The 22476-nt window shown below is 70.6% G+C and carries 17 protein-coding genes; 9 read left to right on the plus strand and 8 right to left on the minus strand.

The window, feature by feature from the left end; all coding sequences use genetic code 11:
* Nucleotides 1-11 precede the first annotated feature (11 nt).
* The 3 genes from K8640_RS05540 to K8640_RS05550 form a co-directional block, all read right to left on the minus strand.
* The gene (locus K8640_RS05540) at nucleotides 12-746 is read right to left on the minus strand and encodes a hypothetical protein (protein WP_223746112.1); all 735 of its coding nucleotides are present in this window, start codon (nucleotides 744-746) and stop codon (nucleotides 12-14) included.
* Nucleotides 747-984: 238 nt separating this feature from the next.
* Nucleotides 985-2631 (minus strand): hypothetical protein, encoded by a 1647-nt coding sequence (locus K8640_RS05545; RefSeq protein ID WP_223746472.1) that lies wholly within the window; start codon nucleotides 2629-2631, stop codon nucleotides 985-987.
* Nucleotides 2632-2752: 121 nt separating this feature from the next.
* Entirely contained in the window at nucleotides 2753-4102 is a 1350-nt protein-coding gene (locus K8640_RS05550; protein ID WP_223746113.1) for a bifunctional glycosyltransferase/class I SAM-dependent methyltransferase, read from the minus strand.
* A gap of 217 nt (nucleotides 4103-4319) precedes the next feature.
* Here K8640_RS05550 and K8640_RS05555 point away from each other — a divergent pair, with 217 nt between their 5' ends.
* The 5 genes from K8640_RS05555 to K8640_RS05575 are packed head-to-tail and all read left to right on the plus strand — an operon-like array spanning nucleotide 4320 to nucleotide 11491.
* Nucleotides 4320-6512 (plus strand): polysaccharide biosynthesis tyrosine autokinase, encoded by a 2193-nt coding sequence (locus K8640_RS05555; RefSeq protein ID WP_141323384.1) that lies wholly within the window; start codon nucleotides 4320-4322, stop codon nucleotides 6510-6512.
* A complete protein-coding gene (locus tag K8640_RS05560; RefSeq protein ID WP_223746114.1) occupies nucleotides 6509-7768 on the plus strand; it encodes a glycosyltransferase in 1260 nt (419 codons plus the stop codon). Before K8640_RS05555 ends, K8640_RS05560 begins: the two co-directional genes overlap by 4 nt.
* A 9-nt stretch (nucleotides 7769-7777) precedes the next feature.
* Nucleotides 7778-8902, plus strand: coding sequence for a glycosyltransferase (locus tag K8640_RS05565; protein WP_223746115.1), 1125 nt, complete (start codon nucleotides 7778-7780; stop codon nucleotides 8900-8902).
* Nucleotides 8899-10380 (plus strand): O-antigen ligase, encoded by a 1482-nt coding sequence (locus tag K8640_RS05570; RefSeq protein WP_223746116.1) that lies wholly within the window; start codon nucleotides 8899-8901, stop codon nucleotides 10378-10380. The genes K8640_RS05565 and K8640_RS05570 overlap by 4 nt, the downstream gene beginning before the upstream one ends.
* Nucleotides 10349-11491, plus strand: coding sequence for a glycosyltransferase family 4 protein (locus tag K8640_RS05575; RefSeq protein ID WP_223746117.1), 1143 nt, complete (start codon nucleotides 10349-10351; stop codon nucleotides 11489-11491). The genes K8640_RS05570 and K8640_RS05575 overlap by 32 nt, the downstream gene beginning before the upstream one ends.
* 5 nt (nucleotides 11492-11496) lie before the next feature.
* On the opposite strand, the gene K8640_RS05580 is transcribed toward K8640_RS05575, so the two are convergent.
* Both K8640_RS05580 and K8640_RS05585 read right to left on the minus strand, forming a co-directional pair.
* A complete protein-coding gene (locus tag K8640_RS05580) occupies nucleotides 11497-12645 on the minus strand; it encodes a glycosyltransferase family 4 protein (RefSeq protein WP_223746118.1) in 1149 nt (382 codons plus the stop codon).
* A 46-nt stretch (nucleotides 12646-12691) separates the two neighbouring features.
* Nucleotides 12692-13936 carry a glycosyltransferase family 4 protein gene (locus K8640_RS05585; RefSeq protein ID WP_223746119.1) on the minus strand — a complete coding sequence of 415 codons (1245 nt, stop codon included), beginning with the start codon at nucleotides 13934-13936 and terminating at the stop codon, nucleotides 12692-12694.
* A 287-nt stretch (nucleotides 13937-14223) separates the two neighbouring features.
* Between K8640_RS05585 and K8640_RS05590 the strand changes: the two genes are divergently transcribed.
* Nucleotides 14224-15774: a serine/threonine-protein kinase gene (locus K8640_RS05590; RefSeq protein ID WP_223746120.1), complete on the plus strand. Its 1551-nt coding sequence runs from the start codon at nucleotides 14224-14226 to the stop codon at nucleotides 15772-15774.
* A gap of 14 nt (nucleotides 15775-15788) precedes the next feature.
* Here the strand turns inward: K8640_RS05590 and K8640_RS05595 are convergent, their stop codons facing one another.
* Genes K8640_RS05595 through K8640_RS05605 form a run of 3 tightly spaced genes read right to left on the minus strand, consistent with a single transcriptional unit; the run spans nucleotide 15789 to nucleotide 18739 of the window.
* Complete coding sequence (locus K8640_RS05595; RefSeq protein ID WP_223746473.1) at nucleotides 15789-16898, minus strand: glycosyltransferase family 1 protein; 1110 nt, start codon at nucleotides 16896-16898, stop codon at nucleotides 15789-15791.
* A gap of 26 nt (nucleotides 16899-16924) precedes the next feature.
* Nucleotides 16925-18067 (minus strand): glycosyltransferase, encoded by a 1143-nt coding sequence (locus K8640_RS05600; RefSeq protein ID WP_223746121.1) that lies wholly within the window; start codon nucleotides 18065-18067, stop codon nucleotides 16925-16927.
* A 3-nt stretch (nucleotides 18068-18070) separates the two neighbouring features.
* Nucleotides 18071-18739, minus strand: a complete 669-nt coding sequence (locus K8640_RS05605; protein WP_223746122.1) for a bifunctional 2-polyprenyl-6-hydroxyphenol methylase/3-demethylubiquinol 3-O-methyltransferase UbiG — start codon at nucleotides 18737-18739, stop codon at nucleotides 18071-18073.
* A gap of 235 nt (nucleotides 18740-18974) precedes the next feature.
* On the opposite strand from K8640_RS05605, the gene K8640_RS05610 reads away from it, so the two are divergent.
* From K8640_RS05610 to K8640_RS05620, 3 genes are read left to right on the plus strand one after another with little or no spacing between them, the layout of a single operon-like run.
* A complete protein-coding gene (locus K8640_RS05610; protein WP_223746123.1) occupies nucleotides 18975-20492 on the plus strand; it encodes an oligosaccharide flippase family protein in 1518 nt (505 codons plus the stop codon).
* Between the two features lie 17 nt (nucleotides 20493-20509).
* Nucleotides 20510-21460, plus strand: a complete 951-nt coding sequence (locus tag K8640_RS05615; RefSeq protein WP_223746124.1) for a glycosyltransferase family 2 protein — start codon at nucleotides 20510-20512, stop codon at nucleotides 21458-21460.
* Nucleotides 21461-21464: 4 nt separating this feature from the next.
* Nucleotides 21465-22382 carry a glycosyltransferase family A protein gene (locus K8640_RS05620; RefSeq protein ID WP_223746125.1) on the plus strand — a complete coding sequence of 306 codons (918 nt, stop codon included), beginning with the start codon at nucleotides 21465-21467 and terminating at the stop codon, nucleotides 22380-22382.
* Nucleotides 22383-22476: the final 94 nt, after the last annotated feature.

Here is a 22476-nt window from a genome sequence, read left to right on the forward strand (position 1 = left end):
CAGACAGGAGGTCAGCACTCGCCGTTGTTGGCGGCGCCGTTGGTGTCTTCGGGACTGCAGGCGCCGCCGGCGGCGGCTCCACTGGTGATGAGCGCCCGGATGATGACGCGCTGGGGCTGGGTGTTCTCGCGGCCCCGGACCTCACCCACGGAGACCAGCCAGACGCGGCTGTTGTCGTCCTGGTCGCGTCGGTCGTCCCCGTCGTTGTCGTCGACGAGGAAGACCCGGTAGAGCACCCGCTCCTGGGTGGGGAAGTCCAGGATGCGTCGGCCGTCCGCGCCGTTCATCTCCAGGAAGGCCGTGGTGATGTCCGAGTCGACGGCCGTCCCGGAGGACGCCGCCGCGAGGGTGTAGGGCGTCCAGGGGATGGCCTCGTACCAGGGGAACACGCTCCCATTGGGCGTCCCGCTGGGCAGGCCGGCCTCACCCTGGACGTAACCTGCGAGCCCCTGTCCGTTGTACTGATTGCCCAGGCTCTTCATGACCTCCGTGAAGGAGCGCTGTCCTCCCAGCAGCATCCGCGAGAGCTCGCGCGCCTCCGCCAGCCCCGCCTCCGCGGCGAAGTGGGCCTCGCGCTTCCTGCGCTCCTGCGCCTGCAGCGCGCTCTCCGCGGCCACCTTGCGCAGGGACACGACGACGGCCGCGGCGATGAACGCGATGATGCCGATGGCCATCAACAGCGCCATGCCCCGCGGGGCAGGTGGGCGGATTCCAGACGGACGACGGGTGCATGAGGGACGCGACACCAGCGGCTCCTTGCCGATGAACGGAGGAACGAGAGCAGCCGGAGTGATGAGCAATCCCCGGACCCGCCGCTGCGGGCTTCCGGACTTCAATGCTTCCAGGGTCTTGGGTCGCACCCTGGGTGAAGTCCGACACTGACAAGCTTTTGCGAGCCTCGCAAAACTTGCGAGGTGTCAGGCGTGTCTTGGAATGTGTTTGTGATTCATCGAATTCGCGATGAATCCGAAAATGTATGAAGTCTCAGCGACCCGGGAGGGGCCAGAAGGACACGCGACTTTGGGGAGGTGCGAGCCACACTGACTCCAGGAAGCGCGTGGCGTTCTGGTCCGCGGTGTCGTGCTCGGTGGAGGCGTGGTGCAGGGTGGCCAGCACGAGCAGCGTGGCCACCCCGGCGCCGCAGGCCCCCACGCCCGGCGCGCGCCGCCCCGGAGGCGTGGCCAGGGACAGGAAGACCCAGCACGTCACGGCGATGAGCACGGCGAGCAACACCCCGCCGGCCGCGGGCTGGGGGAGCCCCAGGAAGGAGAGCACCGAGGGCGGGAAGTAGCCGTCGGACAACAGCGGGAGCGTCAGCCCTCCCAGCACGTTGGAGACATCGTCTGGGATGTAATTGACGAAGGTGGCCAGCCCCGTGGTGAGGATGGCCGCCCCGCACAGCATGGCGGCGAGCCCCAGGGCCACCGGACGGGGCGCGGCGCGCAGTCGCGCAAGCCAGAGCCCCGCGGGCAGCAGCAGGAAGGGCACCAGCCCGGTCAGGTGACGAGGGCCCGTCGTCCATCCCCAGGAGTCGTAGGAGAACGACGACGTGAAGTAGAGGTAGCCGGCGACGAGCGCCGCCGTCATCCACGCGGTGGCGCGGGCCTCGGCGCTCGCGCCGCGCCGGAACGTCAGCCGCGACACGCCAGGGATGGCCAGGAGCAGGAAGGGCGCCAGGGTGAACAACCCCCGCAGCGGCGAGACGAGCGACAGGGTGAAGGCGCGCGGGTCCGGCGTGCGGATGCCCAGGAAGCCGCCCAGGTGCCACGGCTGATAGCCCGCGTCGTTGAGGTGCTTGTAGCCGCTCGTCAGCGGGTGGCCGAAGGCGGCCTGGTGATACAGCATCAGCGCCACCACGAAGGGCAGCGCCCCCAGCGTGGCGAGCCCCGCGGCGCGCCCCAGGCCCTTCCAGCGCTCGTGCGCGGGGGCCTCCTGGAGCAGGAAGGTGAGCACGCCGTACAGCACCAGCCCCAGCATGCCGAGCGCGCCGGTGTACTCCGCCGCCACGGTGGCGCCCGCGCACACGCCCGCGAGCACGTAGCCCCGCTCCCGCCAGTCGCCGCGAGCGCAGCGCCACAGCGCATAGAAGCCCGCGAAGAGGAGCACCGCCACCGTCTGGTGGCTCATGAACAGCAACGAATAGCTGAACGCCAGCGAGCCCAGGCCATACGTCACCGTGAGCGCGTCCGAGACGAGCGGTGACAGGTGCTCGCGCAGATACCGTCGCACCAGCCACAGCATCCACAGCGTGGGCAGCACCGTGAGGAACAGGCGCGAGAAGAAGACCAGTGGCACTTCCGGCACCGGGCCCGGGCGGGCCACCGCGCGCAGCGCCGCGTAGAGGGGCGTGGCGGCGAACGACAGCAGCGGGGCCTTGCTGGGGTAGTACTTCCCGTCCTTCACGGACAGGTCACCCACGTAGCCGCGCTCGCGCAGCACCTCGTTGATGACGAGCGTGCCGTGGTCCACCAGCGAGATGGTCTGCCACAGCCGGCACAGCTCGTTGGGCGAGCGCAGCTTCGGGTGGTAGGGGAACAGCAGGAGGTACAGCGCCGCGAGGCTGGCCCAGACCCAGCGCGGAGCACCCCGCGAGGCCGCGATGGGGGCGGGGGGCGTCGCGGTCGCTGACACCTCGGCGCCGGGGCTCGTCGCCGTCGCGCCAGAGACCGTCTCGTCGCGCTGCGCTCCCGCGGTGCCGGGGTCGGCCGGGCTCACGGCGCCGGGTCCTCCGGGCGCGGGCGGCACGGCCCGCTCACGCCTCGCCACCGGTGACGCGGGCCACGGCGAAGAGGCTCATGCCCACCGGCAGCTTCACGTGGGCCTCGGCGCGGGCGAACAGCGGGGCCAGCGTGTCGTAGAGCTTGAGCTGGAGCTTGGGCACCGAGCGGCGGCGGAACAGGCGGCTGTTGACGAACCAGCCGGGCATGCCCACCAGGTTCATCCACTCCAGCTTCTCCACCTCGAACCCGTTCTCCTCCAGCACCGCGCGCAGCGTGGCGGGCGTGTAGCGACGGTAGTGCCCCACCGCCTCGTCGATGCTGCCGAAGAGCTGCTCCAGCGCCGGCACCAGGATGAGCACGCGGCCCCCGGGCGCCAGGATCTGCCGGAAGCGGCGCACCGCCGAGCCGTCATCCGGGATGTGCTCGAGCACGTTGGACAGCACGATGGTGTCCAGCTGCTCCTTCTTCAGTGACTCCCAATCCGCCAGCGCCACGTCCGACAGATACGGGCGCACGTGCGGACGGCCGCGGAAGAGGTTCTTGAGCCGGTCCACGTAGAAGCGGTCCACCTCCAGCGCGATGAGCAGCTCCGCGCCGGACTCCAGCTCGCGGGTAATCGTGCCGATGCCCGCGCCGATCTCCAGCACGCGGCGGCCCAGGTGCTCACGGAAGCGGCGGCCCAGCCACTGGTTGTAGTGCGTGGCCCCGTCCATGCGCTCCAGCGTGGTGTAGCCCTCGTGCTGGTTGTCCGCGTCGTCGCGCACGGTGGCGTAGCGCATCAGGGTGCGCAGCTGGGACAGGCGCGCGGCGCGCGGACGGCGCGGCACCGCCTGCAGCGGAGGCAGGGAGACCTCGGTGAGCCGGTACAGCTGCGCGGCCAGCTTCACCACCAGCTCCGCGTCCACCGCGTCGTCGTCGCTGGTGAGCGTGACGGAGCGCAGCGCCTCCGTGCGGAACGCGCGCACGCCGCTGAGCGGGTCCGTCACCGCCACGTCCGTGACGAAGCGGGTGACCTGTCCCATCGCGCGCTCGACCCACAGCTCGGGCGACAGCCCCGTCGTGGCGCGGTGGCCGAACACGGCGTCCGCGGTGTCGTCGCGCAGGGGGCCCATCAGGGCCTCGTAGGCGTCCGCGGCGTAGGCGGCGTCCGGGTCCTGGAGCACCGTCACGGGGCTCGTCACATGCGCGAGCGCCGCCCGGATGGCCGCGCCCTTGCCTCCCTGCACGTCCAGCACCCGCAGGCCGGGGCTCGACGCCACGTCGGGCCGTCCGGCGCCGGCGAGGACGACCTCGGCGCGACCCGACAGCTCGCGGGCGAAGTGGGCGGCGGCATCCGCGGTGGAGGGGTCGAAGGGGATGATGACCGAATGCTGGAAGCTCACGTCGGGCTCACTAGCACAGGCGCCCCGGATGCGCGCGGCCCCGCCTCGAAGAAGGGTGGGATGGGGGGCTTCCAGGCGGCGGCGGAACGATGGACAACCCCGGGCGGACACGGCACGCTCGACGGTGATTTCCATGGGTGTGGGTGAAGGTCGGGGCCGGCGGGTGCCGGGCGCCGCCGCACCGCGCGGCGCCCCAGGGCTCCAGGAGAGACGAGACGTGGATGGAACGGTGTTCGACCCGGCCGGTGGCACCGGTGGCCCGACGTCCGCGGGGTTGATGCTCCGCGCGCGGGCGCTGTGGCGGCGCAAGTGGGTCGTGCTCGGCGTGGCGGTGGTGGTGGCGGCGCTGTCGGCCGTCTACACGCTGCGCCAGCCCAAGGTCTTCTCCGCCAGCACCTCCCTCATCATCGACGTGACGGCGCCGCGCTTCCTCGACGGCGAGGTCAAGGAGGTGATGGGCGAGGAGCGCAGCAACTACTGGTTCAACAAGGAGTACTACGCCACCCAGAGCGAGATCATCACCTCGCGCGCGGTGGCCAGCCGCGTGGTGGACAAGCTGGGCCTGTCCACGGACGCCAGCTACCTGGGCGTCGCGCACATCTCGGATGAGAAGGCCCGCGTGCAGGCGATGCAGGGCGCGGACGCGGTGGGGCTGCTCCAGTCGCGCATCCGGGTGCTGCCCGCCAAGGACTCGCGGGTGATGAACATCGCGGTGGATGACCTGGACGCGGCGCGCGCGGCGCTGCTCGCCAACGAGGTCGCCAACGCGTACATGGCGGAGAACCTGGCGCTCAAGCTGCGCATGACGGACGACGCGCGCAGCTGGCTGGAGAGCCGGCTGGAGGACCTGGAGAACACGTCCAAGGCGAGCGAGCTGGCCGTCTACGACTTCAAGAAGGACGCGGACATGCTGTCCACGTCGCTCGAGTCGCGGATGAGCATCGTCAGCGACCGCATCAACAGCTACAACCTGAACCTCACCCAGGTGAGCACGCGCATCGCCGCGCTGCAGGCGCGCGTGGAGGCCATCCAGAAGCTGCGCAAGGCGTCCCCCGACGACGAGACGTGGGCGGAGGCGCTGCCGGGCGCGAAGGACGGGCCCATCCAGGATTTGCGCAAGAGCTACACCGACGCGCGCGTCGCGTGCGCGGAGTTGGCCGAGCGCTACCTGCCCGAGCACCCCAAGCTCCTGGAGTGCCAGGGCAAGCTCGCGGTGATTCAAGCCGACTTCCTCAAGAGCCTGCGCAACGTGGTGCGCCTGGCGGAGACGGAGCTGTCGGAGGCGGAGGCGCAGCGCAAGAACCTGGTGAAGCTGCTCGACGAGGCCAAGGCCGAGGCCTTCCAGGTGAACAAGAAGTCCATCGAGTACGACCGGCTCAAGCGCGAGTCGGACAACAACCAGCGCCTGTACGAGCTGGTGCTCAAGCGGCTCAAGGACATCGAGCTGTCGGGCCTGCTTCGCACCAGCAACGTGCGCGTGCTGGACCCGGCGCGTCCACAGTTCGTGCCGGTCAAGCCCCACGTGAAGCGCAACCTGATGGTGGGCGTGGTGCTCGGCCTCTTGACGGGGCTGGGCGTGGCGCTGCTCTTGGACCTCCTGGCGAACACGGTGGCCTCGCAGGAGGACGTGGAGGGGCGGCTGGGGCTGGCCTTCCTGGGCGTCATGCCGCGCATCGAGGGCAACCGTCCGCCCAAGGACCGCGACCTCTTCGTGCACCGCGAGCCCAAGTCGTCGGTGGCCGAGTGCTGTCGGGCCATCCGCACCAACCTGCTCTTCATGTCGCCGGACACGCCCTTCAAGACGCTGGTCGTCACGTCCAGCGGGCCGCAGGAAGGCAAGTCCACCACGACCATCAGCCTGGGTGTGGCCATGGCCCAGAGCGGCAACCGGGTGTTGCTGCTGGACACGGACATGCGCAGGCCCCGGCTGCACCGGGCCTTCGGCGTGCCCAACGAGCTGGGCATCTCCTCGCTGGTGGTGGGTGAGGGGACGCTGGAGGCCGCGGTGAAGAGCACCGAGGTCCCCGGGCTCTTCGTGCTCCCGTGTGGCCCCCTGCCGCCGAACCCCGCGGAGCTGCTGCACACGCGCGCGTTCGCGGACCTGCTCAAGCTGGTGGCGGGGAAGTTCGACCGCGTCCTGTTGGACAGCCCGCCGCTCAACGCGGTGGCGGACGCGGCGGTGCTGGCCACGCAGTGTGACGGCGTGGTGCTGGTGCTCAAGGCGGGCAAGACGAACCGGGACTCGGCGCAGCGCGCGCTGCGCTCGCTGGCGGACGTGCAGGCGCGCATGTACGGCGCCGTCCTCAACGACGTGGACCTCAAGGCCCCGGGCTATGGCGGCACGTACATCGCCTACCAGGGCTACGGCCAGTACGCCGAGGACCCCAAGGACCGGGTGGCGCAGTCGTGAGCGGCACGCTGACGGGAGCGGGCCTCCGGGTGCTGCACCTGGGCAAGTTCTATCCGCCGGCGTCCGGCGGCATCGAGAGCCACGTCCAGACGCTCGCGCGCGCGCAGGCGGCGCAGGGTGCCCAAGTGGAGGTGCTGTGCGCCAACCACTCGCGCGACTCGGGGAACACCAGCCACGAGTTCCACGGGAAGAGCCCCACGCTCGAGGAGTGGGACGGGCTGGTGCGGGTGGTGAGGCTGGGGCGGCGCGCGTCGGTGGCGCGCATGGACGTGCTGCCGGAGCTGCCCGGGACGCTGCGGCGGATGCTCGCCCAGGGTGTGGACGTGGTGCACCTGCACACGCCGAACCCGACGATGCTGCTGGCGCTGGACATGATGCCCCGGCTGCCGGCCGTGTTCGTCACGCACCACAGCGACGTCATCCGGCAGAAGGTCGCGGGCGCGCTGTTCCGGCCGCTGGAGCTCCTGCTCTACACGCGCGCGCTGCGAATCTTCTCGGACAGCGAGGCGTACATCGAGGGCTCCACGCTGCTGAAGCTGTTCCGGAGCAAGGTGCGGGCGTTGCCGCTCGGCATCGACGTGGAGCCGTACCTGCGGCCGTCCGCGGAGGTGCTCGCCGCCGAGGCACGCTGGCGTCAGGACTTCGCGGGGACGCCGCTGTGGCTGATGGTGGGGCGGCTCGTCTACTACAAGGGGTTGTTCACCGCGCTGGAGGCCCTGGCGAAGGCGCCGGGGCGGCTGGTGGTGGTGGGCGTGGGGCCGCTGGAGGCGGAGGGCCGTGCTCGCGCGAAGGCGCTCGGCGTGGAGTCCCGCGTGACGTGGGCGGGCTATCTGCCGCCGGCCTCGCTCATGGGGGCCTATCGCGCCGCCACCGCGCTCTGGTTCCCGAGCAACGCGCGCAGCGAGGCCTATGGCCTGTCGCAGGCGGAGGCGATGGCCAGCGGCCTGCCGGTGTTGAACACGGCGATTCCGCACTCGGGCGTCGCGTGGGTGAGCCGCCACGAGGAGACGGGCCTGACGGTGCCGGTGGGGGACGCGGACGCGCTGGCGCGTGCGGCGAGGCGGCTCGTGGAGGAGCCGGGGCTGGCGGAGCGGCTGGGCCGTGGGGCCAGGGAGCGCGCGGAGGCGGAGCTGCGGCACGACGTGATGGCGACGCGCAGCCTGAAGCTCTACGCGGAGGCGCTCGGTCGTCCCGTGCCGGAGATGACGGAGGCCCCGAGCGAGGTCCCCGCGCTCACGGGTACGGGGAGGGCCTGAGACGCCCGCATGCGCGCGCTGCACGTCTACAGCGGCAACCTCTACGGAGGCATCGAGTCCTTCCTCGTCGCGCTGGCGCGGGCGTCCTCGCGCCACGCGGAGGGCACGGCGCATGAGTACGCGCTGTGCTTCGAGGGGCGGCTGTCGACGGAGCTGCGCGAGGCGGGCGCCGCGGTCCACCTGTTGGGGAGCGTGCGGGTGGCGCGGCCCTGGACGGTGTGGCGCGCCCGGCGGGCGCTGGGCGCGTTGCTGAAGACCGGCGGGTACGCGGTGGTCGTCTGCCACGCGGCGTGGCCGCAGGCGGTGTTCGGTCCCGTGGCGCGCGCGGCCGGTGTGCCGCTGGTCTTCTACCAGCACGATGCCTTGACGGGTGCGCACTGGGTGGAGCGCTGGGCCGGTGTCACCTCGCCGGACCTGGTGCTCGCCAACAGCGCGTACTCCGCCCGTTCACTTGGCAGCGTGTATCCCCGGGCTCCGCATCGGGTGCGCCATCCCCTGGTGCAGGCACCAGCGCGGGTTCCGGAGCCCTCGGAGCGCGCGGCGCTGCGAGCCGAACTCGGCGCCAGTGACGATGACGTGGTCATCCTCCAGGCCTGCCGGATGGAGGCGTGGAAGGGACACCGGCTGCTGCTCGAGGCACTGGGCCGCATGCGCGAGGCGCGGGGCTGGCGACTGTGGGTGGCGGGGGGCGCTCAGCGCGAGGAGGAGTCGCGCTACCTGGAGGGATTGGTCGCGCAGACGCGAGCGCTCGGCTTGGAGGGACGGGTGCGCTTCCTGGGGCAGCGTGCGGACGTGCCCCGGTTGATGCGCGCGGCGGACGTGCACTGCCAGCCCAACACGTCGCCGGAGCCCTTCGGCCTGGCCTTCGTGGAGGCGCTCCAGGCGGGGCTGCCCGTGGTGACGACGGCGCAGGGCGGGCCGCTGGAAATCGTGGACGAGACGTGTGGTCGGCTCGTCGCGCCCGAGGCCGGCGCGCTGTCCTCCGCGCTCCTGCGACTGGTGGTGGACGCGGAGGCGCGGCGCAAGCTGGGCGCGGGTGGGCCCGCTCGCGCGGCGGCGCTCTGTGCGCCGGAGGTCTTCTTGCGCGGCCTGGACGAGGACCTGCGCGTGGCCGTGTCGGGAGTCGGGGCGTGAGCGCGCCACGTCCGTCCTCCCGGCCTCAGCTCCAGGGGCCTGGTGTGCTCGGGCGCAGGTACGTGCGCCGCGCGCCGGGCGCGCCCCTGGAGGTGGCGACGCCACGGCAAGCACAGGCGCCAACGAAGGAGGCCCCGCCCGCGGCGCCTCGCACGGGCTTCTTGTCCTCGAGCCGGCTGGTGCCGCTGTTCATCGGCGTGCTCGTCGCGTGTCAGCTCGCGCTGCTGGTGGAGGCCATCGCGCCGCTGCGGGTGCTGGTGCGCATCCTGGCGTTCGGGTTGAGCCTGGCACTGCTGGTGCTCGTCCCCGGACGCGGGGCGAGACATCCGGCGGTGCCCTTCGTGGTGGGCTCGCTGGCCATCACCACGCTCAACTTCTTCCACCCGGGCACCGTCAGCCCGATGGCCGGCGTGGTGCAACTGGGCATCCAGTTGTCCATCATCGCGCCGCTGTTCTGGGTGACGCGGCTGTCCATCGACTCGCGCGTCTTCCGGCTCACCCTCACGCTGTTGTTCCTCTTCAACACGGCCAGCGCCTCGGTGGGTGTGCTCCAGGTCTACTTCCCGGGCCGCTTCCAGCCGGCGATGTCGGCCGCGGTGCAGGCGCAGGGCGATTCCTACCTGCGCAGCCTGGAGTTCGAGACCGCCAGCGGCGCGCGCGTCTTCCGCCCCATGGGCCTGACGGACATGCCGGGCGGCGCGGCGACGGGAGGCTTCTACGCGGTGCTGCTTGGCAGCGGCTTCCTCCTGTCCTCGCGCAAGGGCCTGTCGCGCGCGCTGAGCGTCGTGGGCATCCTGGTGGGGCTGCTCTGTCTCTACCTGTGCCAAGTGCGCGCGATTGCGCTGACGCTGGGCGTCTGTCTGGCGGCGATGGCGGGCATGCTCGTGCTCACCGGCCGCGTGGCGCGGCTGGCGAAGCTGATGGCGGTGGTGGGAATGGCGAGCGTGTTCGCCTTCGGCTGGGCCGTGGCCGTGGGTGGCGACGCGGTGCAGAAGCGCTGGGACAGCCTGTTCGAGGCGAAGCCGGAGGAGGTCTATCACAGCAACCGGGGCCGCTTCCTCGAGGGCACCTTCGAGTACTTCCTCCCGGAGTATCCGCTGGGCGCGGGCCTGGGGCGCTACGGCATGGCCAACGCGTACTTCGGGGACAACTCCGACCCGGCGCAGCCGCCCCTGTGGGCCGAAATCCAGTGGACGGCGTGGGTCTACGACGGCGGCATCGTGGTGGTGGTGCTCTACCCCCTGGCGCTCCTGGCGACGATGGCGTGGGTGCTCCAGATGGCCCGGCGGCGCCAGGACTCCGGCGACGAGTTCTGGCTGTGGGGAAGCGTCATCTTCGCCTACAACCTGGGCGCGCTGGCCCTGACCTTCAGCTATCCGTTCTTCATGAGCCAGGTGGGCATGGAGTTCTGGTTGCTCAACGCGGCGCTCTTCGGCGCCTGGACGCATGCGAAGACCCTACACGCTCATCGCCGGTGATTTCGTCGCCACGGGTGGAATGGACCGCGCCAACCTGGCGCTCGCGCACTGGCTGGCGAAGCAGGGCGGTCCCGTGCGGCTGGTGGCCCACCGCGTGGCGGACGAGCTGCTCGGCTTCCCCAACGTGCGCTTCGTGAAGGTGCCCAAGCCCGCGAACTCCTATCTGCTCGGCGAGCCGCTGCTGGCCGCGATGGGCAAGGCGTGGGCGCTGCGCACGCGCGCCGAGGGCGGTCGGGTGCTGGCCAACGGCGGCAACTGCGTCGTGCCTGGCGCCAACTGGGTGCACTACGTGCATGGGGCCTATGTCTCGGAGCACGTCGGCGGCGTGCTGCGTCAGGTGAAGGGCCGGGTGGGGCACGCGCGCTTCGTGAGCGAGGAGCGCAAGGCGCTGTGGCGCTCGAACGTCATCCTGGCCAACTCGAAGCGGACACGCGCGGACCTGGTGGCGGCCACGGGGGTTCCCGAGGCGCGGGTGCACGTCGTCTATTACGGCAACGACTCGGAGCGCTTCCATCCGGTGTCGCCCGAGGCCCGACGCGCGGCGCGCGCGGAGCTGGGCTGGCCGGAGGCGCGGCGCGTGGCGCTCTTCGTGGGCGCGCTGGGAGACCGTCGCAAGGGCTTCGACTCCCTGTTCCACGCGTGGGTGCGGCTGCACGCGCACGGTGACTGGGGCGTGGACCTGAAGGTGGTGGGCGTGGGCGCGCAGCGCGAGGCCTGGGAGCAGGAGGCGCGCACGCGAGGGCTGGAGCGGCGCATCGAGTTCCTCGGCTTCCGACGGGATGTGCCCGCGCTGCTGTCCGCGGCGGACCTGCTGGTGTCCCCGACGCGGTACGAGGCCTACGGGCTGGGCGTCCACGAGGCGCTGTGCTCGGGACTGCCCGCGCTGGTGAGCCGCTCGGCGGGCGTGGCCGAGCGCTATCCGGCGGAGCTCGACGGCCTGCTCCTGGATGACCCTGATGACGTGGACGGGCTGGTGCGCGCGCTGGAGTCATGGCGCGAGCACGAGGCGGCGTGGGCGCCCCACGTGGCGGCCTTCTCGGAGCGGCTGCGCGCGTGGACGTGGGATGACATGGCCGCCGGCATCGTCCAGGTGATGGAGCGCGAGGGCTGAACGCCTCAGCGCCGCTCGAGCAGCGCCTCGAAGAAGTCCAGGTGCGCGCGAGCGACGACGGGCCAGGAGAAGCGCCGCACGGCCCACTCGCGGCCGCGTGAGGACAGCTCGCGTCGGAGCTCGGGGCTCTCCAGCACGTCCGAGAGCGCGCGGGCCCACGCGGAGTCATCCGCCTCCGGCAGCAGCCGTCCCGCGTCGCCCACGGTGTGGGGGATTTCGCCGGAGGTGCTCGCGAGCACGGGCACGCCGCACGCGAAGGCCTCCGCGAGCATGCGGCCGAACTGCTCCTTCCACCGAGGCATCGTCTGGCTCGGGCCGCAGAGCACGTCCATGGCGTTGAGCACGCGCGGCACGCCCTCGTGGGGCACGCCGGTGAGGACGCGCACGCGGTCCTCGTGACGCGCGGCCCAGGCGCGCAGCTCCGCCTCCAGGGGGCCTCCTCCAGCGAACAGCGCGCGCCACGGTGTGCGGAGCTGCTCCAGCACGCGCATCAGCAGCGACACGCCCTTCTCGGGGACGAAGCGCCCCAGGTAGCCGATGACGGGAGGACCGTCCGCGCTCCACCCGAGTTCGCGTCGCACGGCCTCGCCCGAGGCGCGGTCCGGTCGGAACAGCTCCGTGTCCACGCCCATGGGGATGATGCAGGAGCGGCGCGCGGCATAGCCCGGTCGGCCGAGCAGGTTGTCTTTCACCGTCTGGCCGCCCGCGACCCACCCGGTGCTGCGCCCGACGACGAAGCGCTCCGTCTGTGCGAAGGGCGGCGGGTAGCGCTTGGAGAGGTTCTGGAAGGTGCTGAAGACGAGGGGCACGCGGCGCGGGGTGAGCAGGGCCACCTCGAGCCCCGCGAGGACGAAGGGCTCCTCCCAGGCATGGACCAGGTCCACGCCGCGCCGCAGGTGCTCGCGCAGCTCGGGGCCGTAGACGAATGCGTGGGGTGAGCGGCTGAGGAAGGCTCGCACTCCCTCCACCTTCGCGGGCTCGTCGGAGTCCGGCTGGAGGTGGATGGGGCGCAGGTCACCGTGGAAGAAGCGAGGCGCGACGGCGGTGACGTCCCAAGCGCCGCCTCCGACGCGGGCCATCTCGTTGGCGAGGCGCCGGTTGAGGGTGACGACGTATGAGTGCGAGACGGTGACGAGTCTGCGAGGCCGCTGCACGGAAGCTCCAGTGAGCGGCGGACGAAACCAGAGCCCCCCAGGGTGGTCAACCCGCGCGAGAGGCGGGCTGTCCGCCCAGCAGCGAGCGGTACACGGCGAGAATCTCGCGGGCGTAGCGCTGGCGGGAGAAGCGCTCCACGGCGGTGCTCCGGGCCGCGGCGCCCAACCGGGCACGCAGGGACGCATCGGTCAGCAGCCGACGCAGCGCCTCCGCCAGGGCAGGGGCATCGTTTGGTGTCAGCGTGAGCGCGTCCACGCCATCGGTGAGGGCCTCGGCGGCGCCGCTCGCGCGCGAGACGATGGAGGGACGCGCGCAGGCCAGGGCCTCCGCGATGGTGAGGCCGAAGGGCTCGCGCCGCGTGCTGGCGTGTACGAAGACGTCCAGCGCGCGGTAGACGGGCGCGGAGTCGGGCTGGAAGGGCACCAGCTCAACGCGTCCGGTGAGGTTGCGCCGCGCGATGAGGCGACGCAGCTCGTCCTCAGAGAACTGCGAGCCCGCCGTCTGGTACAGCGGCGAGCCGACGACATAGAAGCGCACGGGCAGCGACGGCTCCACGCGCGTCAGCGCCTCGGCGGCCTCCAGGAAGAGGTCCTGGCCCTTCCAGCGTGCATAGGTGGCGACGAGTCCCACGCGCGACGTCCCCACCGGGGCGGGAGGCAGGCCCGCGAGCGCGTCCAGGTCGGCGGTGTCTCCCGTGTCCGGCGCGAAGCGGCTCACGTCCACGCCGTTGTAGACGACCTGCACGGGCACCTTGGGGAGCACCTCACGGGTGTCGTCTCCCACGGCTCGCGAGTTGGCGATGGCCGCCGAGGCCAGCGGTGCGAGGGCGCCCATCGCACGTCGCACCAGGGGACGCTCACCGAGGAAGTCGTGGACGTGCCAGACGCGCCGGAGCGGAAGGCCCGCGGTGACGGCACTCAGCAGGTGGGACTTGATGCCGTTGGAGTGGATGAGGTCCGGGCGCAGGCGAGAGACCTCGCGTCGCAGCACGTGTCCGTGGCTCGCGAGCAGGGCGGGCACCGGGAGCAGCTTGCTCGCGAAGCGCAGCGTATCTCCCAGGTTCTGTCCGCGCAGCGCGCTGTCCCCCAGGCTCGACAGGCGCTCGGGCAGTGGCAGGCAGCGCGCGTCCACGCCCAGCCGACGGGCCTGCTCCAGCAGCGGCCCCTCTGTCCCCGAGAACAGGTGGAGCGACAGCCCCGCGTCCAGCTCGCGCAGGCAGGACATCAAATCGAGCAACGCGCGCTCCGCGCCGCCGACAATACCTACAGGATTGAGGAAGAGGACGCGCACGCGTGATGGACCGAAGCAGAGCCCTTCGAGGGCGTCAATGAGGGTTCATGAAGTCGTGCGGGACCGCACCCCTGGGTCACAGTCCGTCAAGGACTCATGGGGATGCCGCGATGTCTTGGAAATGAAATCAAGCCAGAGAAGTGAATCCAGAAAAGTGTTTTCCGAGCCGTTGGGAGACCCGCGGGTGAGATGGCTTCCGGCCTGCTTGCCGGGCCATGATGCGAGCGACGATGAGTCCTGCGCGTAAATGTCCTCGCTGTGGTGCGAACCACAGGCCGGGAGTGACGGTGTGCCCGCGCGAGGTTTTTCGTGCGGGTGTCGCCGCTGGCGCGGGGGCGTACCGCTCCGAGTCGCGTGACGACACGGATGAGGCCACGTTCAAGCGAGGCCGGCAGACGCGCACGGAGGTCGTGCGGCCGCTGGTGGCGAAGGCTCCCGCGGGCGACATGACGTGGGAGGACTCCGTCACGCGCGACGTGCTCGTGGGCACGAAGGTGGGCGACTACCTCATCAAGCGCCGCATCGGCCACGGCGGCATGGGCATCGTCTACGAGGGCGAGCACGCCGTCATCGGTCGCCGGGTGGCCGTGAAGGTGATCCGCCCGGACTACGTCGAGGGGGGGCGCGCGAGGGATTTGGCCACGGAGGCGCGCTCGGCGGCGGCCGTCCGTCATCGCGGCATCATCGACATCTTCGGCTTCGGCTCCATCCCCGACGTGGGCCAGTACCTGGTGATGGAGTACCTGGACGGTGCGCCGTTGGATGAGGTGCTCCTGCAGCGCGCGCCGATGCTGGAGGTGGAGGTCATCCGCATTCTCGATGCGCTGTTGAGCGCGCTGGGCGCGGCGCACGGCGTGGGCGTCATCCACCGCGACCTCAAGCCCGGCAACGTGTTCCTGGTGCGTGAGGGGGATGGCTCGGAGTCGGTGAAGGTGCTCGACTTCGGCATCGCGAAGCGCAGCGAGGCGCCGTACGGGAGCACGCCGCAGACGCACGCCAACGCGTTGGTGGGGACGCCGGAGTACATCGCGCCGGAGCAGGCCTGTGGTCAGCAGGTGAGTCCGCAGACGGACCTGTACGCGGTGGGGGTGATGGCCTTCGAGATGCTCACGAAGCGGCTGCCCTTCGAGGGGGAGTCGGCGATGGGCATCGTGCTGCAGCATGTCCGCACGCCGCCTCCGCCCGTGTCGCGTTATCGGGAGGTGAATGCCTCGCTGGCGGCGCTGGTGGCGCGGCTCTTGGAGAAGGCTCCCTCGGCGCGGCCCACGTCGGCGGAGGCGGTGCGTCGGGAACTGAAGGGCATCCTCGCGAGCTTCTCGGAAGGGGCCACGCGGCTCTCCATGGCGCCGTTGCAGGCGCCTCCCAAGGCGAAGGTGCGGCGGGCGAGGATGCCTGAGCGCCGCGCCCCGGCTGCGGATTCGGACCAGCGGACGAATGTGGAAGCGCCCACGATGTTGCTGGAGCAGACGGCGTTGGACCACCGCACGGTGCGTCCTCGGCGTTCGCGCAAGTGGTGGATGGGCGGAGCGCTGGCGCTGGTGCTGGTGGTCGGAGGCTGGGCGTTCCTGTCACAGGCGCGAGCGGCCTCCATGCGTCGCCAGTCGACTCCGGCGCTGGTGAGCGAGGTGCCAGGGACGGGCACCGTGGTGCTCAGGGTGAGCGGGCCTCCGCTGAGGGAGGTGCTCGTGAACGGGAAGAGTCACGGGGAGCGCTACGTGCTCGAGCTGCCCGAGGGCATCCATCGGCTGGAGGTGCGGGGCCGGGATGCCGCGACGACGTACAGCGGCTCGCTGGAGATTCACGCGGGCGCGTTCATCGAGCACCACGTCACGCTGTGAGCCGTGTGTCGGTTTCAGCGCAAGAGGTGCTGATACGCGTCCAGGATGGTTCGACCGTGAGCCTTCCACGTGAAGCGCGCCGCGCGAGCGAGGCGGGCGTCTAGTGGAGGCGGGGACAGCTTCCCCGAGAGAAGCGCGTCAACGGTCATCGTCCACGCAGCGAGGTCGCCGACAGGGCAGTAGAGACACGTGTCCGCGCCCACTTCGCGCAGCACGGGCAGGTCACTCGCCACCACGGGGACGCCGCAGGCGAGGGCCTCGATGAGGGGAAGGCCGAAGCCCTCGGCCTCGCTCGTGATGAGCACGGCCTTCGCACGTCGGTACATGCCCGCGAGCGTGGCGCGAGCCTGGAAGGGCGCCTGCACCAGCGCATCACCCATTCCCAGTCGGGCGACCTGCTCTCGCTGCGCCGCATTCAGCGCGCCACCTTGCTGGACGAGCCGCAGGTCCGGGTGCCGTGCGCGCAGCGCGGCGAACACTTCGAAGAGGACGTCCAGTCGCTTGCGTGGAATCGCGCTCCCGACGTGCAACAGATACGGCCGTCCACCGAGGGACGCGAGCACCTGTTCGCTCTGGTCGCCAGCGACGGGCTCGGGCCTGTACTCCGGCGAGGTTCCGAGTGGCGCCCAGACCAGGTGCGCTGGGTCGACGAGTCCGTGGGCGAGAAGCTCATCACGAACGGCCTGGGAGTTGTGGAAGACGATGGCGGCGCGCTCGAGACCACGGAGCTGCGCCCGTGCCAGGAGTCGGAACCATGCGGGCCGCTGCTCACGGTGTGGCTCCACGACGGAGCGAAACGCATCCAGGTCGTGACAGTAGACGCCCGTGCGTGAAGCCGGGAGCGCGTGGACAAGCTGTGCATAGCTGTGGTCCACGACATGGAAGGCGTCGAACCAGGGCCGTGAGAGCAGCGCCCGCGCCGGATAGAGCCCGAAGCGGGTCAGCAGCCGGTCCACATTGAACGCGGCGTTCCGCGCGCCCACTCCCGGCATCCGTCGCGCCACGGAGGGGATGGGTGGACGAAGCGCATGCGCGGAGACTTCGGAAGGGTGTGCAGCGAGCTCCTCCAGGAGTGCCTCGCCCACCAGGTCCATGCTGTGCCAGCCCTCCTCACGAGGGTCCATCAGCACCGCGAGCTCGAGTGACGTCGTCACGAACGACTCCCGATATCCGAGAGGAGCGTCTCCACGGTGTGCTCCAGCGCGAAGCGCTCCCGATACAGCCGAGCCGCGCGCTCACCGAGCGCCACGTGTTCCTCCGGCCGAGCGAGGAGCCGTTCGGCGACTTCAATCATCGCACCGGGACTCGTATCCCCCGCGAGCGCGACGGCGCCCGACTCACGCCAGAGCGGCTCCGTCAGGAGTCCCGTCTGCGTGACGAGCGCGCGGCCCAGCGCCAGTCCCGCCATGGTGGACGTGCGTCGGGTGCTGACCCCATCCGGGTAGGGCTGAATCAACACGTCCATCGCGGACAGGTGCGCAGCGAGCAGCAGGGGCGCGAGGTCCTCTCGTGCGACGATTCGCGCGGCGAGCTCCGGATGCTGCTCGCCCAGCTCCCGCGCGACGTGCCGACTGCCTCGACCCAACAGCAGGAAACGCCGCCGCTCATCCGCGCGCAGCAGCGACACGAGCACCGTCTCGAGCGGCCCTCGAATCGCGGCCCCATAGGTACCGAAGTGGCCCAGCCAGAGGCCCGCGCCCAACTCCTCGCGCATCCTGCGCACGAGGTCCTCGGGCACCTCCGTGGGCAGCGTGCTGGGAACCGGCCTCCATTCCGCGCGTCCGCGAATCGCGGAGGGGAGATGGTCCGCCCAGGTGGGAATGGAGACGAACATGCGCCGAGCGTCCCGGGCCACCAGCCGCGCCATCACACGGGTGACGCCCGCGAGCACCTGATGGCGCACCGGCGAACCGAGACTCCACGGGTAGACGATCTCGTGGAAGAACACCCAGCGCTCGTCCCGCACCCGCGAGGAGAACCAGGCGCAGAACGGCACGTTCATCGCCTTCATCCCGAAGGCATGCGGCACGTACTGGAGCAACAATCGCCGAGGCCCCGGACACCGGTCCAGCTCACGCGTCAGGCGGACCAATCCCGGCGGCGTGAAGATCCCGGGAATGCGGTGGACGGTGACGCCCTGCTCGTCGAGCGTGCCCGCATCGCCGGGAGCCCAGACGTGGACCCTCTGACCTCGGAGCGTGAGCCCCCGGGCGACGAGGGCCGTGTAATCACTGACGCCGCCGGGCTGGGGCGGATACTCACCCGTGAGCAGGTGCCACGTGGGGGCCTCCACGGTTCAGGAGGCCTCCATGTCGCGGACGGCGAAGAGCTGGAAGGCGAGCTGCGGAACACGCGTCGCCAGCGGCTCGGTGAGGATGGACAGGCGGCTGCCCAGGCGCGCGGGCCGGATGCGCGGCAGCGCGAAGTCTCCGCGCAGCGGCTTCAGGCCGCTCATTCCGGTGACACGGTAGCCGCGCAGCTCGAAGTCATAGACCTCCCAACCCGAGCGGTGCACCTGGTGCACGTTGTTGTCCCACTCGTCCTGCGGCAGGAATCCGTTGGGCGTGAAGATGACGACGCGCTTGCGTGCGAGCGACTCCATCATCTCCAGCAGCCGATAGCCCTCGGGCTTGTCGAAGTGCTCGATGACGTCGAGCGCGATGACCGCGTCGAAGCTCTTGGGCGCGAAGTGCTGCCCCACCTGGAGCAGGTCCAACTGGTGGTATTCCTGATGGATGCCCGCGGCGCGGCTGCGCTCGATGCTCGCGGTGTAGCCATCGACGCCCACGGTGCGCGAGAACTCGTGGGAGATGTGCTTCAAGGGAGAGCCCGAGCCGCAGCCGATGTCGAGCACGCTGTCGCAGGTGCCCACGAGCGTCTCTCGCAGCGTGCGGTGGAACACCTCGTGCTCGGCGACGAGGACCTCGCGCTTGAGGAACTGGAAGAGGGATGGGCTCGGTGACATGGCGGGCGGACCGTAGCCTCGCGCCTTCCTGGGTGGCAACCACGAGTGCGGCACCCTGGCGGCCGAGCGGGCCCTGGTCCTCTGGTGACCCACGCGGCACACGCGCGTGTCGCTTGTGAGGGGAGAGGGGCCTCGCTACCATCGAACCCTCATTCGAGCCTCGAGCGCGGGCGGGTGCCGTCCACGCAGGCCGGCCTTCTCACCGCGGCTCGGAAGCAGACAGCCCCCCATTGCGATGAATGCGACCGCGGCACCCCAGGTGAACACCGGCGAGGTCAAGGCCCGTGCCCTGAAGGGCATGGTCGTCCTCGTGCTGCGCACCGTGGCCTCGCAAGGGCTGCGGGTCATCAGTGCGCTGGCGCTCTCCCGGCTGTTGTTCCCCTCGGACTACGGCTTGTTCGGCATCGTCGCCTACGCCAGCTCGCTAGGGGTGTTCCTGGGCGACCTGGGCCTGAGCGCCGCGCTGGTGCGTCAGTCGCATGAGCCCACCCAGGACGAGACCTTCACCATCTTCTGGAGCCACCAGGCCCTCACCGCCGTCATCGTGGCCGCGGTGTGTGCGATGGCGCCGGTGCTCACCGAGGGCTACGCGCTGGGCGCGGAAGCCGTGCCGATGGTCTGGGCCATGGCGCTGGGATTGTTCCTGTCGTCGCTGCGCGTGATTCCGTTGATGGCGTTGGAGCGGAAGCTCGCGTTCCCGACCATCGCGCGAGCGGAGCTGGTGGAGAACGTGGCGCAGGTGGCCGGCACCCTGGCCCTGGCGGCGGCGGGGATGGGGGCCTGGGCGTTGGTGGTGGGCTCGCTCATCCGAGGCGCCGTGGGGCTCGTCTGCATCGCGTGGGCGTCCCCGTGGCGTCCGAGCGGGACTTTCCAGCGGGACGTGTTGAAGCGGCTGCTGGGATACGGGCTGGCGTTCCAACTGCCTCCGCTGGTGGCGGCGCTGGTCGCGGGCTGGGTGCCCTTGGTGGTGGGGCAGGTGCTGGGCAAGGACGTGGTGGGGTTGGTGAACTGGGCCTGGGCGCTCGCCTCCACGCCGATGATGCTGAGCGTGGTCCTCAACCGTGTGGCCTTCCCCGCGTACTGCCGGATGCAGGATGACCCGAGCGGGTTCGCGGAGTACCTGAAGACCTCGTTGCGACGACTGTCCGCGGCGCTGCTCCTGACGTTGCCGGTAGCGGTGCTGGGGATGCCGGTGTTGGTGCCGCTGTTCTTCGGGCAGCGCTGGATTGCCGCGGTGCCGCTGGTGCAGTGGTTCACGCTGGAGTGTCTGCTCATCACGCTCACGGGGCTGTTGGCCACGGCGCAGAACGCGGGTGGTCGGCCCTGGGAGCGCTTCGCGGTGGTGGTGGGCATCGGCGTGGCGAAGTGGAGTCTCGGCACCTGGGCCATCCATCGCTGGGGGCTGGAGGGAATCGGCCCGGTGGGCCTGGTGGTGTCGATGCTCGAGGTCGGGGTGACGGCGTGGCGAGTGTCGCACCTGAACCCGGGGCTGCGAGGGTTGATGTGGCAGGTGGTGGAGCCGCTGGTCTCGGTGGGGCTCCTGCTGGCGGTGTCCGCGCTGGTGGCGCTGAAATGGGGCCCTGAGGGAGATTGGGCGCGGTGGGGCGTGGGCGGGGTGTCGTTCCTGTTGCTCGTCCTCGCGCGTGAGTGGCTCCCGGGGCTGCGTTCCATGGTGGGCGAGGTGCGAGACATCATCGAGTTCGTCCGGGCGCGACGCGCGGCCCGGTCCGCGCCGGCGAGCCCGGCGTCATGAAGGACGTGAGGCATTCGATGTCGAAGCCCGACCTGATCATCTCCATCGTCAATCACAGCAACCCGGAGCTGCTGCACGACTGCCTGCGGACGCTGTACGCGACGACGCGCGAGTGCACCTTCGAGGTGTGGGTGGTGGACAACGCCACGGACGGCCGGGGCGTGGAGGCGATGCGGCGCGACTTTCCGCAGGTGCGCTGGCTCTTCAACACCGCGCGCAAGGGGTTCTCCGCCAACCACAACCAGGTGCTGCGGCAGGCGTCGGGCCGCTACTTCTGCATCTTCAATGACGACACCATCGTGCACGAGGGGGCGTTCGATTCGCTGGTGCGGTTCATGGACGAGAACCCGCGGGTGGGGATGGCGGGCGCGCGGCTGTTGAACGCGGATGGCACCATCCAGAACTGCACCTTCCGTCCGATGTCGTTGTCGGGGCAGCTGTTCGACCTGGTGTTCCTGCCGCGTCCGTTGCACTTCCTGAAGCGCAAGGACATCGACCCGGCGCAGTACGGGCACGAGGATGCTCGGGTGAACTGGGTGCTCGGCGCGTGCATCGTGGTGCGCGAGGAGACGCTGGCGGAGGTGGGGCTGCTCGACGAGGCGATGTCACCCCTGGGGAACACGGAGGACACGGACTGGTGTGTCCGGGCGTGGAAGGCGGGCTGGGAGGTGGCCTTCTGTCCGGAGGCGGTGATTACGCACCTGACGAGCCGCTCGTTCCGTCCCTCGGCCACGGGGCCGGACAAGGTGCGCGTGGAGCTGTGGCGCACGCGGGTGGCGTACTTCCGCAAGCACCACGGTCGGATGCGCGAGTGGATGCTGCGCGCCATCCTGGTGGGGACGTTGCCGTACAACTCGCTGGTGCTGACGCAGACGTTGCTGCGAGGGCGCATGGAGTTGACGGAGTATCGGCGGCAACTCGCCACGTTCCTGCGCATCTCCGAGATGGGGCTGCGGACGCGGGTCTGAGGACATGCCCTTCTTCTCCGTCGTCATCCCCACGTACAACCGGGCGCGGCTGTTGGAGCGGACGCTGGCATCGGTGTTCGCGCAGGAGGAGCGGGACTACGAGGTGCTCGTCGTGGACGACGGCTCCACGGACGACACGCTGGAGGTCCTGTCGCGGCTGGGCGAGCGCGTGAGGGTGCTCCAGCAGGTGAACGCGGGACCGGGAGTCGCGCGCAATCGGGGCATCGAGGCGGCCCGGGGCGCGTACGTGGTGTTCCTGGACAGCGACGACCTGTGGTTCCCGTGGACACTGTCGTCGTATCGGCAGGTGCTCGAGGAGCACGGGAGCCCGACGGTGGTGATGGGCACGTCGGTGACGTTCCGTGACGAGTCGGAGCTGGCGCGGGTGGTCCGTGAGCCCGTGCGCGCGTCACCGTTCGCGGACTATCTGGCGAGCGCCCTGGACCGGACGCCGCGCACGGCCTGTGTGCTGGCGGTGCGGACGGAGGCGCTGCGAAAGGTGGAGGGCTTCACGCCACTGCGCATCGTCGCGGAGGACTACGACCTGCTGTTCCGGTTGGGGACGGAGCGGGGCTTCGCGTGGGTGCGCTCGCCGGTGATGGTGGGCTATCGCCAGCACCACGGCTCCGAGTCGACGATGTTGGAGTCGGCCCATCAGGGCATGGCGTACCAGTTGATGCAGGAGCGACTGGGGCGCTATCCCGGAGGCCCTGAGCGCAGGCGCGAGCGGCTGGAGATGTTGCTGTACGCCACGCGGCACGTGTCACACGTGATGGTGGACCACCAGCGGATGGACCTCGCGCTGGACTTGTACTGGCGGGGGCTGCCGTTCCATCGGGAGGTTCCCCGGTGGCGCTATCTGTTGGGGTTCCTGCCCAAGGTGGCGGCGAGGCGACTGGCTCACGTCGTCCGAAGTCGCTGAGTCCGGCCGAGCGGCCAGGGCCTTGTCCGTCCGGAGTGTCTCCACAGCAGGCGGCCCTACGGGCTGCCGGACGGAGCGAGGTCTGCGCATCTTC

This window comes from Myxococcus sp. XM-1-1-1 (assembly GCF_020037095.1).
Lineage (GTDB): Bacteria > Myxococcota > Myxococcia > Myxococcales > Myxococcaceae > Myxococcus > Myxococcus fulvus.

Coding starts and splice junctions, on each gene's coding strand:
- K8640_RS05565 (WP_223746115.1), top strand. CDS start 7,778: ATGCGCGCGCTGCACGTCTACAGCGGCAACCTCTACGGAGGCATCGAG.
- K8640_RS05575 (WP_223746117.1), top strand. CDS start 10,349: ATGCGAAGACCCTACACGCTCATCGCCGGTGATTTCGTCGCCACGGGT.
- K8640_RS05595 (WP_223746473.1), bottom strand. CDS start 16,898: ATGGACCCTCGTGAGGAGGGCTGGCACAGCATGGACCTGGTGGGCGAG.
- K8640_RS05605 (WP_223746122.1), bottom strand. CDS start 18,739: ATGTCACCGAGCCCATCCCTCTTCCAGTTCCTCAAGCGCGAGGTCCTC.
- K8640_RS05610 (WP_223746123.1), top strand. CDS start 18,975: ATGAATGCGACCGCGGCACCCCAGGTGAACACCGGCGAGGTCAAGGCC.
- K8640_RS05615 (WP_223746124.1), top strand. CDS start 20,510: ATGTCGAAGCCCGACCTGATCATCTCCATCGTCAATCACAGCAACCCG.
- K8640_RS05620 (WP_223746125.1), top strand. CDS start 21,465: ATGCCCTTCTTCTCCGTCGTCATCCCCACGTACAACCGGGCGCGGCTG.